The organism is Blautia hydrogenotrophica DSM 10507 (assembly GCF_034356035.1).
In the GTDB taxonomy this organism is placed as follows: domain Bacteria; phylum Bacillota; class Clostridia; order Lachnospirales; family Lachnospiraceae; genus Blautia_A; species Blautia_A hydrogenotrophica.
Genome location: NZ_CP136423.1, coordinates 3469252 through 3482466 on the forward strand (window position 1 = coordinate 3469252; position 13215 = coordinate 3482466).

Genomic DNA, 13215 nt, shown 5'->3' on the forward strand with positions numbered 1-13215 from the left:
GCCTTCATCTTTTCAGACCAAAGACTTGCCCTTCCATTTTCCGCTACGGTAACGAATAATAAAGCAAATAGCTCTCACAATCCAATCCAAGATCATCGCCATCCAGACGCCAAACACCCCGAATCCCATATATTTGCCCAAAATATAACTAAACACGATTCGACAAATCCACATGGAGATGATCGAAGTCACCATGCTGAACTTCACATCGCCAGCCGCTCGAAATACAGAAGGCAGATTAAACGCAACCGGCCAGATCAAACTAGCGCTTACTCCATGAAATAGTAAAATCCGTCTGGTCTCACTGGCAGTAATGTCTGAAAGGTTGTAAACTTTAAGAATCAACGGAAGAGCCAGCACAGTGATACCAATCAAAACCCACATACACAAATAAGATATCATATGCAGCTTTTTGGTATAATACTGTGCCTGGTCGTAGGCATTTGCCCCAATACATCTGGAAATCACTGTTGTGATGGCCAAAGACATTGCCATACCCGGCAGGATTTGTACAGATGCTACAACGTTGCTGACGGCATTCGCTGCAATCGCATAAGTTCCAAACGTCGCCACTAAGCTAAGCACCATAATTTTTCCAAGCTGAAACATACTATTTTCCAAGCCATTGGGAATACCTATGTACAAAATTTTCTTAATCAGATTCTTATCAAAATGATAATGGATTGTCCTTGGAACGGAGACTGTCAGGTCCTTATTTCCAAGCAGCCAGAGTATCATTATCGCTGCGACCATCCTAGATACCAGAGTCGGAATTGCCACACCTTCTGAGCCGCGATGAAACCCATAAATTAAAATTGCATTTCCCACCACATTGATAATATTCATCACTATGGATACCTGCATGGAAACCTTGGAGTTACCCATGACACGGAAAATTGCCGCACCTGCATTATACAAGGCCACAAACGGGATGGATGCCGCCACAATCAGCAGATATACTTCTGCATAGCTGCGAACTTCAGCCGTAATCTGACCGAATACTGTATGCAGAATAAATCCTTTTGCCAAATACATCAGCGCCATAACGCCAATCGCCAAAAAAGCCAAAAACCAGATGAGCTGCTGAGCTGCCTCCTGGGCTTTTTGAGTATTTCTTTGTCCCAAATATTGACCTGTAACCACCGCTCCTCCCGTGGCCAGCGCGGAAAACGCATTGATCAGCAAAAGCATTACGCTGTCAACCAGCGAGACACCCGACACCGCTGATTCACCCACATTGGCAATCATGATGGAGTCTGCCATCCCCACCAAGACCGCCAGCATCTGCTCAATTACCAGAGGCAATATCAAAGCAAACAACGCGTGATTGTCAAACAGGTATTGGCTCCTGTCCACATTCTGTTTCTTTCCCATACTTTCTTTCCACCCTCTCTTGAATAAACAAGACTTTTTAACACTTTACTATGCAAAATTAAATTCTAAGCAAAAAAATAAGAAGGCCCTGTCTGTGCAGGTTCTTTCCCTTCTGTTACTCGATGCAAATTTATTATATGCCTGTATTTTATTGAAATCAATAGAAAATAAAAATTTCATTAATTTTTTGGTAACTATTCAGCCATGCGACTGATAAGAACAAAAATCCGGAGCAAGCTTGCTTGCAGAGGAGTTTTGCTCTTATCAGGCATATGGCGCTTAGCCATAAGCGAGGATATCGCCGCATATGCGGCGATATAAGCTGCGCAGCAGCTAATCCGAGCTGTTATGGCTGAATAGTTACATTTCTTGATAATTATTCAACCACGCTGCATAAAGGCAAAGTAGATAAGCTCCCTTCAACTCCCCATCCACTCAATAATCCAGCGCAAGTCTGCTTGCAAAGGAGGTTTGATCTTATCTGACATGTGGCACTTAACTATAAACCAAAATTCGTATACAATAAAAAACACTACTGCTGCGAATCTGAATTTAGTTACAATTTTTAATAACGGACAGCCATGCGGCTGACGAAGACAAAATTCGGTATAAACCTACTTACCGAAAATTATTGACACCATCAAGCACATGGCTGTTTCACTATCGTTGAAATTTTAACTGCATAAGCTGCGAAATAAAAGCGTTAACTGAGAATCCGAGACAGCACGACTAAGCTGCACAAAATGGATAGATAATCTCGCTTCGACTTCCTAGTCTCTCCATCTCGAAGAGTACTGCTCACTTTCGCATCGCTTCACCGCCTCTTTCTCCTTTCCATATCCCGTTTCACTGCCTCCTTCCATTGACTTCCCACGGGAGCCGCTCCGCTTCTCATCTGACTTAAAGCCGTGTGAACAGACTCATAATTAGCTTGAATACCTTCCTGGTCATTACAAAATGTCACAGAACGATCTGGTGCAATCCCAAATCGTGCGGCCTCCTGTACTGCATCCATATTCGCCCCGAGAAAGAGGAATTCCCATCCGTGCTGCTCCTTTTCATGGAGAATCATCTGCTGAAGCTTCTCATAGGTAAACTCCCGGCTGGCGTTCTCATATCCGTCTGTGGTAATCACAAAGATCACCTGATCCGCTTTCTTTTCCTGCGTCTTTTGAACAGTTTTTATATACCCGATGGTCCTTCCAACAGCATCCAATAAGGCGGTACACCCTCTCACATAGTACTCTTTGTCAGTTAGAGGCTTCACCTCGGCGATGGGAATTCTCTCGTGAATCCTCTCATACTGATCGTCAAACAAGACTGTCGTCACAAAAGCTTCTCCCTTTTCCTTTTTCTGTTTTTCCAACATCCCATTAAATCCTCCGATGGTATCAGACTCCAGTCCCATCATAGAACCACTTCTATCCAAAATAAACACCAATTTCGTACTCTTCATCTTTGTTTCCTCCTTTTCTATTCTGCCCTCATTATAGCAAAATCATGGGAAACACTGGTCGCACGACAGGCGACATTTACATCCCCAGCAAAGACTCTCCAAAACAAAATAAAACTTCATTTATTTCATAAATATCATATCTTTGATTTTCCAAAAAATATCTCAAAATAATATCTGACTTCAGATGATCGGTCATACTGTAGCCTGCTTTTCCCAGCAAGTCTACCGTTTCATCCAAGGATAGCTCCAACGCAACAGCCAGGGATAGCACTGTCGTTTTCTTTGGGACATATTCTTTGTTACTGCGAATCTTTGAGAAAAGCCTCCGGTCCATATTCGATCTCTTATAGACCTGCACATCGGTGAATCCTCTCTCATCGATCAGACGAAACAGCATTTCCTGAAATGTCTCTCCCCGTCCCCTTAAAAGCTCTTCCAAGCTCCTCTTGATCTTCCGGACAGAGAACTTTTCCGTTTCCTTGGGAATGGCTAACCCATCAAAAGTACTCTGCTCCTTCCTGGAAATGTCGGCATGGGCCTCATACATCATCTCCCAATCTTTATCCCTGCGCCTGTCCGAGCTCCCCGTATACCCTGTATAATAAGTATCTATATAATGCTGGATTTTCCCATACAGGCTCTCGCTCAGCACAATCACCTTTTGGTCCATCACGACTAGGTAGATTTCCATTTCTTTCTCCTGAAGAAATCTACGAAATTCCTCTACTGCAACCTTCAAAGCCTCCCTCCTGGGATACCCGTAAAGGCCGCTGGAAATCAGTGGAAAAGCCACAGACTGGCATCCACAGTCCTCCGCCAGTTTCAGCGCGCTGCGGTAGGACATCCTCAGCTGCTTTTCTTCCCCTGCTTCCCCATTCTTCCATACTGGTCCCACCACATGAATAATGTATCTGGCTTTCAGCCCATACCCCGCTGTAAGCACTGCCTTCCCTGTAGGACACGGAGCTTTCTTTCTGCATTCTTCCTGCAATTCTTTTACTCCTGCTGCCCGAAATACAGCTCCGCAAACCCCTCCGCCCATCTCTAAAGCCGAGTTTGCCGCGTTTACAATGGCATCTGTCTCCATATTGACAATATCATTATGCACTATATAAAATCCCATACTTCTCACCCCTGAACTTTTCTTCAGTATATCATAATAAAGTGGACAAGACCACCTTAGCTCGTCTCGCTTTTACTATAGCAAACTCATCTCTACTTCCACACAAACTTTCTTCCGGCCAGAAGCATATGGCTGTTCTTCCCCCTTAACCCAAAAAGCGTCTTCCCCTTCATCTCCCCATCCCCTCAATCTTTGAGGGGCGCAGCTCACTTTGTGCGCCGCCGCAACACCGCCTTGCAGTGCACTACCTTCTTGCGGCATGCGCATCTTTAGCGGAGCATTTATGTTATAGGGAATGGCTTTCACGCATTAGGGTAGCAATGTCTTTCCTATAACATAAAAAAGAGTAGGTTATACATTTCGTGTATAATCTACCCTTTCAATATTTATGTTTTGAACTCGTCTTACTGATACTGATTTTCAGATATCTTCTTTTCTTCGCATCATCTCTGATGTATATGTCGGTATTTCTCCCTTGTGGCCAGCCCGCCCCGGATATGTCTCTCCTGCTTGTTCACATCCAGCACCTTCCTGGCCTGAGAGGCCAGCATCGGATTCAGTTGGCAAAGCCGTTCTGTCACATCTTTATGTACCGTAGATTTGGAAACTCCAAATTTTTTTGCTGTCTGTCTCACTGTCGCATTTTCTTTGACAATATAATTGGCTATCTCTATAGCTCTCTCCTCGATATAATCCTTCAAGGATGGTCCCCCGAAACTGCTGTTTTTACAATGTATGCGGAGGTCCTTCCCCTTATGTTCTTTAACTTGCCCCGGCAGATTTTTCTTCTCTTTCACACCAAACACAACCGTTCACGGCTTCTGCCTCCTGTACAAGCTCTCAACATTGCTGTCCGTTGCCCGGCTAATGTCGACTCGTGTGAACACGGCAGGTCTTCTCTCCGCTACAGTCCGTGCTAGACGCGTGCCACTAGCACGCAGCACTGTTCGCCAGGCTTTATTGCATAACCCTCATGCCATCTGTCGGCGGCATCTCCAAAAAGTATAAGCTGCAAATTGCTCCGTGCATCGCACTCCCACTATCCTGACACTCATTCGCACTCTGATGCATACGCCTGCGTACTCTTGCCTGTTGCCACGTCCAATGTCTGTGCATCTCGGCAAGCAAGTTTACCAGTCGCTATCCGGAAGCTTATGCAGCAAATCGCCGGCGGCCTTTTAACCTGGCCGCCGGCATCCTCAAAGTCCATTATCTTCAATCGTCATACAGCAGAATTTCCTTTAACTGAAATTCCTTGCCCGTCACCAGCGCTGCTTTCTCACAGCCGCACTTCGGGCATTTCCTGTCATTGTTCAGGTATTCATACAGATTGCCGCACTGCTTGCACTCCACAACCGCCGTCAGCTCATTGATCTTCAAGTCCACATGCTCATACTCGGTCCGGTCAACGGCTGCCGGCCAGCACTCCTTCATGTACTTCGGAACAACTGTGGAAGCCTCTCCCACGTCCAGGACGACAGCCGCCACCTGCTGAGGTTCTATCTGGTTTTCCTCCACTGCACCTTTCACCCTGTTTAACACTTCAAAGACAAGCCCTAGTTCATGCATCCCGTCTACCGTTCCTCCTTCTGAGCCAACTGTTCTTCTTTTTTCCGGGCGATTTTTTCCTTCCGCTTCATCACATGTCTGAAGACTACCGGAGGCATCTGGGTAAATTCTACTCCTTCCGCGTCATATTTTCTCTCTAGATGAATCGCGTCAAATTTACACTTCGTGGTACACTGGCCGCACCCTACGCACATATACTCATCGACTTTCGTCACCCCGCAGCCGAGGCAGCGCGCAGTCTCCTTCTGGATCTGCTGTTCATCCAGAATTCCCCGGTTATCATGGAAACGGTCAGAAGAAGCCTCTTTGATCGTATCCGGTTTCTGTCTCGGCGTATGGTCATAGTCATCCACGAGTACCGCGTCTTTATTCAGTTCTCTGTAGATTCTTCTGTCACGGCCGAGCACCAGCGATTGGCCAGGATGTACAAAACGATGAATAGAAATCGCTCCTTGCTTGCCCGCCGCAATGGCGTCAATGGCAAACTTAGGCCCTGAGTAACAATCTCCTCCGACAAAAATGTCGGCCTGTCCGCTCTGATAGGTAAAGGCATCCGCTATAACCGTCATATTCCGGTTAAATTCAACATCAGCACCCTCGAGAAGCCCTCCCCACTGTATCGACTGTCCGATTGTGACAATCACCTGGTCAGCCTCCACAACAACACAGTCATCTTCATCATATTTTGGTGAGAACCGATGCTGTTCATCAAATACCGAGAGACATTTTTTGAACTCTACCGCCTTCACACGCCCATTTTCCGTGAGAATCCGTTTCGGCCCCCAGCCGTTATTGAGTCTGACCCCTTCTTCCTGTGCCTCGAGAATTTCTTCTTCCGAGGCGGGCATGATATCCCGGCTTTCCAGACAATACATGGAAACCTCGCCAGAGTCACAGCGCACTGCCGAGCGTGCCACATCTATAGCGACATTTCCGCCGCCGATCACGATGGTCTTTCCTCTCAGCGATGGGCGGTTTCCGGCGTTGATTCCTCTCAAAAACTCAATACCGGAGTATATGCCCTCGGCTTCTTCCCCCTCGACGCCCAGCTTTCTTCCTCCCTGAGCTCCGATCGCCACGTAGAATGCGTCATAGCCCTCAGCCCGCAGCTGATCTAGGGTGATGTCTTTGCCGACCTCCACTCCTGTGCGAAATTCCACACCCATCCCGCGGATGATCTCGATCTCTGCGTCCACCACGTCTTTTTCCAGACGAAAGCTTGGAATTCCCAGGGTCAGCATACCACCCAGGCGCTCTTCTTTCTCAAACACAGTGATGGTATAGCCATCTAATGCCAGGAAATAGGCGCAGCTTAAACCTGCCGGTCCAGAGCCCACAATCGCTATTTTCTTGTCGTGATAGTCGTGGCGTTTCTTTGGAATCACTCTCTTCTGAGGGTCCAGCTCCTGCTGTGCGATAAATTTCTTGATATCGTCAATGGCTACTGCCTGATCGATCTGTCCTCTCGTGCATGCCTGCTCGCATCTGCGGTTGCAGATTCTGCCACAAACCGCGGGAAGTGGATTTTCTTTTCTGATCAGATCCAGTGCCTCCTGATATTTTCCCTGTGACGCCAGCTTGATATAGCCTTGGATTCCAATATGGGCCGGACAGTTCGTTTTGCAAGGAGAAGTGCCTGAATCAACCACATTTTCCCGGCTTGTCCGATATTCCGGCGTCCACTTTTCCTCCGGCCATTCTTCATCCCGCGGCGTGACCGTCGTGGTGATGTCCTCCACCACAGGCTCAGAGGAACACAGCTTTTGTCCCAGCCTCAGAGCGTTTACCGGACAGTTTTCCACACATTGGCCGCAGGCTGTACACTTTTTCGCGTCAACCTTAGCCACATAATTGGAACGTATCATATCTACATTCTTGAACATAGTCGCCGTTCGCATGGACAGACATCCGCAGCCGCAGCAATTGCAGATTGCATGAGTTTTTCCCGAGCCGTCAATGTTGGGAATCTCATGCATCAGTCCGTTTTCCTCAGCCCGCTTTAAAATTTCATAGACTTCTTCCTTGGTAATCTGTCTGGCTCGTCCAGTTCTTATGTAATACTCAGCGGCTGTCCCCATCTGGATACACATATCCTCTTTCAGATGGCCGCAACCCTCTCCCATGACCTCCCGGTCTGTCCGACAGGAGCAATCGGAGACACAAAACACTGTATTCTCCTCCACATATTTAGAGATCTCCTCGTAGTCCGCCTTCCGGCTGTCTCCGTCTATCGCGGATTCTATAGGTATTACCCGCATCAGTCCCACACCCACTGGAAATGAACCGACACTGCCGCCGCCCCGCACTCGCCCATACGCTTCCATGGCGTAGGCGACAATAGGATATTTCTTAATATTGTTGGGATTGTTGACAATCATCTCCATATGTCCCGGAATCCACGTCTCTGTCCAAAAGACATCCTCACCGTTCAAAGTTCCCACCTTACAGGCCCCGTACACCGCCAAATCCATCAATACTTCACGGCAGTATTCCTCCGGCTTCCCCATCATCTCGGCCACCTGCGCCGCCGTCTTTTTCTGAAAAGACCCCAGGCACAGCCCGACTTCTGCCATCTCATCTGTGACTCCAGCCTCCAGACAGACATACTCCGGATCGTCCCATTGGTAGGACCCCTCTCCTCCCGGCTGTACTCCCTCTTTTTTGCGTCCAATCATGTTGGCGAGCCTCATGACCGTCTCTTTGTACTGACACTGGTAGCCCTCTGGAAACTGCATCTTTGTCAAATTACTCATTTTCAAACCCTCCATACCCTTATAGTTGTTATTTTTTCCACTCATTCACCTGTTCTTTTAACCAACGCACCCATTCTTCCATCCCTTCCCCAGTCTTAGCTGAGATGGGAATCACTTTAATATTGGGATTCAGTTTTTTCGCTCTCTCCTCGCACTTGGCCAGGTCAAAGTCAAAATACGGCAGCACGTCGGTCTTGTTCACTAAAAGGACGTCGCACACAGAAAACATCAGGGGATATTTCAGGGGTTTGTCGTCCCCCTCCGGCACACTCAGAATCATTGCGCTTTTCGCCGCACCGGTATCAAATTCCGCTGGACAGACCAGATTTCCCACATTCTCCAAGACAGCCAAATCAAGCTCCTCTGTTCCCAGCGCCTCGACACCCTGTCTGGTCATCTCTGCATCCAGGTGACACATTCCTCCTGTGTGAAGCTGAATAACCCTTGCCCCCGTCTTCGCAATCGTCTCTGCATCCACATCGGAATCTATGTCAGCCTCCATCACACCGATTTTCAAGTCATTTCCCAGCATCTGAATGGTTCTGGACAGCGTCGTCGTCTTTCCCGAACCGGGAGAAGACATCAGGTTCAGGAGAAATACCTTGCGCTCTTTCATCTCTTCCCTTAACTTTTTCGCCCGCTCATCGTTATTCTTAAAGATACTCTCTTTTACTTCCAACACCCTGTATTTTTCCATTCCTTCTCCTTTCCATCTGGTTGAACCAGATATTTGTTTTTATCATTCTAGCACAAAAAAGGAAGCTTCGTCAACTATACGCATTTACTTTCCCCTTAAAATATAAAGGATTTTTATTGACTTTTTCATAATATCTATGTATAATTCAAATACTGGTATATGGTTCAACCAATATCACAAGAAACTTTCACACTATAAATGCTGACGCAGATATGCCGATTTTTATACCCCTGTGTTCATTTTCAAAATTTAAGGAGAATTCTGACATGAAATATAAAAAATTAGTCGCCCCTTCCCTGAAAGAAATGTTCATCGATCAGATGGAATCCCTGATTCTTTCCGGTGAGCTGACTGTCGGAGAGAAGCTGCCGCCTGAGAGAGAACTCGCTGACTCCATGGGAATCAGCCGCTCCGTGGTAAACAGCGGTATCGTAGAACTCGAGAGAATGGGTTTTCTCACAATTAAACCCAGAAGCGGAACCTTTGTGGCCGATTACCGCAGAAAGGGCAATCTTGAAATGATGAAGGCCATCTTAAAGCTCAGCCACGGCCATTTGAGCAAGGCGGAAATCCGCTCTATCTTTGAGGTGCACAGCGCCCTGGACCGATTGACTATGACACGCCTGATTCCCAGAATCACAGAAGAAGATCTGCAAACCCTATATCTGAAGCTTGAAAATATTAAAAAACAAAAAAATGCCAACGACACTTTGGTCGCTGGCTTTGAATTTCACCATGAGCTTTCTGTTTTATCCGGAAATACATTGCTCCCGTTCATTTTTCGCTCATACTACTTAGCAGTCATGGACGTATGGATTCGCTTTTATGAACTGAATGGCGCTCACCTGATCTACGAGAACAGCCTGCATATCTGGAACGCCTTAAAGGACAGAAATCTGCAGGCAGCTCTGGATTGGATTGAAACCTTTACTTACGAAGTTACGGAGGGGAAATATACCATCTATTTCTAACTGTTCAGCTCCTCCAGATACCCGGTCTTTTCATCCTCCCTTATCTTCCGGATAACTTTGCAAGGAGCTCCTGCGGCTACCACATTTGCAGGAATATCACGGGTAATCACACTCCCCGCTCCGATCACGGTATTGTCTCCGATAGTCACGCCGCAGTCGATATGAACCCCGCCGCCAATCCATACATTATTGCCGATCTTGACAGGTTTGGCAAAACAAGCGCCTTTGCTGCGTTCCTCGGCGTCAAAGGCGTGCCTCGAAGTATAAATACTCACCCTCGGCCCGAACAATACGTTGTCTCCAATCTCGATGCCGCCGCCATCCAGCATCACGCAGTCAAAATTGGCATAGAAATGATTCCCGATTTTAATATGCCGGCCAAACTCACAGCGAAAAGATGGCTCGAAAAATACATCCTCTCCCATGGCCCCCAAAAGCTGTCTTAGAATCTTTTCTCTCTCCTGCGGCGGCTGTCCATAAGATTGATTGTACTGATTGGTCAGGGCGACCGCGTCCGCCCTGGCCTGAATCAACTCCTCGGTCAAATCATTATACATTTTTCCGGATTTTATTTTCTCCAATTGTTGTTCCAATGTCATATCCACTTTATACCTCCCATTCTTCGGCCAGAAATTCCGCTACCCCATCGTGGTCACAGTCCGCAAGAATCCGCGCCGCCAGCTTTTTCACTTCTGCCAGCGCATTGGCAGGTACATAGCTTCTGTCAGCAATCTCCATCATGGAAATATCATTCAGATTATCTCCAAACACTACGATCTCCTGGCATTTCAGCAGGTCTTGCAATTTCAGCAGCGCATTCTTCTTGCTGGCTTTCTCGCTGAACACTTCCAGACAGTACCAGCCGTTATAGACATTCAGATAAAAAGAATAACTGATTTCTTCTATATTGTCCAGTTCCTCACAGACTGGCTCCAAAACTTCTTTAAAACCGGTATAGGCGAGGTAGACCGGCTTTTTTTCCGCCAAAACCTCTCTCACATCTTCCACAAGCTTTACTTCCTCACAGCTTTCCAACGCCCTGTCGCTGTAATATTGAGTCTGGGCCTGAAGAACCTCGTCCTCATAATAGATCGAGATTCCGTTTTCCTCATAGGTGTAGACAAAGCAGCTCAGCCCATGCCTTCTGAACGCATCCACTGCTTCCAAAGCACTCTTTTGGCTGACCGCTTCAGCGGCAATGATTTTTTCCCTCTGAAAATCATAGAGAAAAACCCCGTTTGTGAGAATTCCCGGTGTGTCCATGTTTATCTCTTTCAGGCGATAGTCACAGCCATAGGGCATTCTGGCGGTCGCCACCGCGAATTTCATTCCTTTTGCAATACAGCGGTTCAAAATTTGAACGGTTCTCTCTGAAATTTTTTTGCTGCTGTTGAACAAAGTCCCATCCAAGTCGGATACATACAACGTATTTTTCATATCGTAAATCCCCCAGGTGAATAAATTTTTACTGTCCTGCTCAAAGCCGTTACGCATGGGGCGCGCAGCTCCACGTGATTACCGCCGTCTCTGTCCCTATGTTGGAAATCTGATGGGGTTCCCCTTCCTCGATCAGCAGAATATCCCCTTCTCTTAATTCATAATACTTCTCACTGTCTCTGTTAAAGACTGCCACATGTCCTCTGCTGCAATAAAAGATCTCATGTCCTTCACCGTGTCCCGGGTCGGTTCCTCCTGTCTGCCCAGGCAGCAAAGTAGACGTCCCAAAGGTAATTTTTTCTGTGGCAATATACTGACGACACACCTCCGGTCCGTCCATAAAAAACTGTGCATCCTGCGGATGAATTACTTTCATTGTCTTCTCCTCGTCATTTTCATATTTTTCTTCTCATCAATACTCTCAGTGGCAAAGCTCTCCCTCATCCGGCACATTTTCCTCTGACAGATATTCTCTCTGAGGCTGTATTGTGGTGGGATTCACACACCCCATCTTAAAGCGGATGATACAAAATGCCGCCAAAACCACAGCCACAAGGACATTCACCGCCAGGCTGGTCGGTGTGAGGCTGATGACCGCCGCTCCTAACAGTACGAGTCTTACAAGACTGGCCAGAATCATCAACCCGTGGAATTTCCACTTTTTCATATGGAAAGTGGATTTTTCCCACAGCTCCGGGAATTTCTCCGGCATCCTCCACATCGCAAAGTACTGTAAAATTCCCGCCAGGTTCGTAAACAGCATCACATTGGCAGTGATAAACGTGATGTCCCAGTTAAACACCACAGGCAGGACAATAATCAGACCCACGAGAGACGCCGATACATAGGGCATTCCTTTTCGGTTGGTCTTCGCAAATACAGAGGGCAGCCACCCTTCTTCCGCCGCCGGGGCAATCATCAGAGAGTAAGCCGACTGATTTCCATTCAGCGTAGTCGCCAGAGCCATCATCGGCGCACAGATAATGAACAGATAAAACATCCAGGTAGGGAAAATCACCTTAGCCACATCACCCAGCGTATTTCCTGCAAAGGTCTCCAGGTCCACACCGCCGACGCCCGCCAGGGTGACCAGACCATAGATCGCCATAATGATCGGAAAGGCAATCAGCATCGCTTTTGGCACCGTTTTCTTTGGATTCTTTGCGTATTTTGAAAAGGAAAGGCTCGCCCAGTAAGACTGGGTGGAAAAAGTCAGCATATTTACCGCCACGATAAAGCCCATCCATCCGTTGGTCATAAATTGAGGCCCGGTGAAATCCAGCGCTTCCGGGTTTAAATTCATCAGTCCAAAGATCGTAAAAATCCCCAGTCCCGCGAACAGAATATATACCATGTACTTTTGCACACCAGCGATGATGCTGACGCCTCGGATGTTGCAGATATAAAACAAAACAGCCACAAGAACCGCCACGATTCTGACATTCGTAGAGGGAATCATCGTCTGTATGTACATGCCAATTCCCAGAGCCACAGAGGCCTGTCCCATAATTTCCGGTATGGTTCCCATCAGATAAAGCCCGCCGAATACCGGATGACCGAAATACGAGTTCAAGGAAAACATTCCGCCGTCCAAGACGGAAGTGCCTGCAGCCAGAATCTGCGGCCAGCTCCCCACAAATCCCAGAATCGTCGCCACGACAAACGCCAGCCAGACCGCATAGCCGGTCTCCTCGGCGGCTGCTCCGGTCAACACCATGATACCGGATCCTACCATATTTCCAACTGTAATCCACACCAGAGACGATGTGGTAAGCAATCCTTTTTTCTTCACCCTGTTTACCTCCTCTTTTTGTCTGCGCACATCTTGACGCACT

The 13215-nt window shown here is 47.3% G+C and carries 12 protein-coding genes; 1 reads left to right on the top strand and 11 read right to left on the bottom strand.

Going from position 1 to position 13215, the window contains the following annotated elements:
• Nucleotides 1-12: 12 nt before the first annotated feature.
• From BLHYD_RS16675 to hypB, 7 genes are all read right to left on the bottom strand, one after another.
• The gene (locus BLHYD_RS16675; RefSeq protein ID WP_005952138.1) at nt 13-1374 is read right to left on the bottom strand and encodes an MATE family efflux transporter; all 1362 of its coding nucleotides are present in this window, start codon (nt 1372-1374) and stop codon (nt 13-15) included.
• A gap of 814 nt (nt 1375-2188) precedes the next feature.
• Nucleotides 2189-2830, bottom strand: coding sequence for a vWA domain-containing protein (locus tag BLHYD_RS16680; protein WP_005952142.1), 642 nt, complete (start codon nt 2828-2830; stop codon nt 2189-2191).
• A 76-nt stretch (nt 2831-2906) separates the two neighbouring features.
• Nucleotides 2907-3953 (bottom strand): macro domain-containing protein, encoded by a 1047-nt coding sequence (locus BLHYD_RS16685; protein ID WP_005952143.1) that lies wholly within the window; start codon nt 3951-3953, stop codon nt 2907-2909.
• A gap of 443 nt (nt 3954-4396) precedes the next feature.
• Nucleotides 4397-4654, bottom strand: a complete 258-nt coding sequence (spoIIID, locus tag BLHYD_RS16690; RefSeq protein WP_040350960.1) for a sporulation transcriptional regulator SpoIIID — start codon at nt 4652-4654, stop codon at nt 4397-4399.
• Between the two features lie 514 nt (nt 4655-5168).
• Nucleotides 5169-5522, bottom strand: a complete 354-nt coding sequence (locus tag BLHYD_RS16695) for a hydrogenase maturation nickel metallochaperone HypA (protein ID WP_005952151.1) — start codon at nt 5520-5522, stop codon at nt 5169-5171.
• Nucleotides 5523-5527: 5 nt separating this feature from the next.
• Nucleotides 5528-8275: an FAD-dependent oxidoreductase gene (locus tag BLHYD_RS16700; RefSeq protein WP_242648415.1), complete on the bottom strand. Its 2748-nt coding sequence runs from the start codon at nt 8273-8275 to the stop codon at nt 5528-5530.
• Nucleotides 8276-8303: 28 nt separating this feature from the next.
• Nucleotides 8304-8972, bottom strand: a complete 669-nt coding sequence (gene hypB, locus BLHYD_RS16705; RefSeq protein WP_005952155.1) for a hydrogenase nickel incorporation protein HypB — start codon at nt 8970-8972, stop codon at nt 8304-8306.
• 266 nt (nt 8973-9238) lie between these two features.
• Between hypB and BLHYD_RS16710 the strand changes: the two genes are divergently transcribed.
• Nucleotides 9239-9943 carry a FadR/GntR family transcriptional regulator gene (locus BLHYD_RS16710; protein ID WP_040350903.1) on the top strand — a complete coding sequence of 235 codons (705 nt, stop codon included), beginning with the start codon at nt 9239-9241 and terminating at the stop codon, nt 9941-9943.
• On the opposite strand, the gene BLHYD_RS16715 is transcribed toward BLHYD_RS16710, so the two are convergent.
• From BLHYD_RS16715 to BLHYD_RS16730, 4 genes are read right to left on the bottom strand one after another with little or no spacing between them, the layout of a single operon-like run.
• Nucleotides 9940-10542, bottom strand: coding sequence for a sugar O-acetyltransferase (locus BLHYD_RS16715; RefSeq protein WP_005952159.1), 603 nt, complete (start codon nt 10540-10542; stop codon nt 9940-9942). The genes BLHYD_RS16710 and BLHYD_RS16715 overlap by 4 nt on opposite strands.
• A gap of 7 nt (nt 10543-10549) precedes the next feature.
• Nucleotides 10550-11380: an HAD-IIB family hydrolase gene (locus BLHYD_RS16720; RefSeq protein ID WP_050769944.1), complete on the bottom strand. Its 831-nt coding sequence runs from the start codon at nt 11378-11380 to the stop codon at nt 10550-10552.
• A 49-nt stretch (nt 11381-11429) separates the two neighbouring features.
• A complete protein-coding gene (locus tag BLHYD_RS16725; RefSeq protein ID WP_005952161.1) occupies nt 11430-11756 on the bottom strand; it encodes a cupin domain-containing protein in 327 nt (108 codons plus the stop codon).
• 45 nt (nt 11757-11801) lie between these two features.
• Nucleotides 11802-13172, bottom strand: a complete 1371-nt coding sequence (locus tag BLHYD_RS16730) for an APC family permease (protein WP_021844397.1) — start codon at nt 13170-13172, stop codon at nt 11802-11804.
• Between the last annotated feature and the right edge of the window lie 43 nt (nt 13173-13215).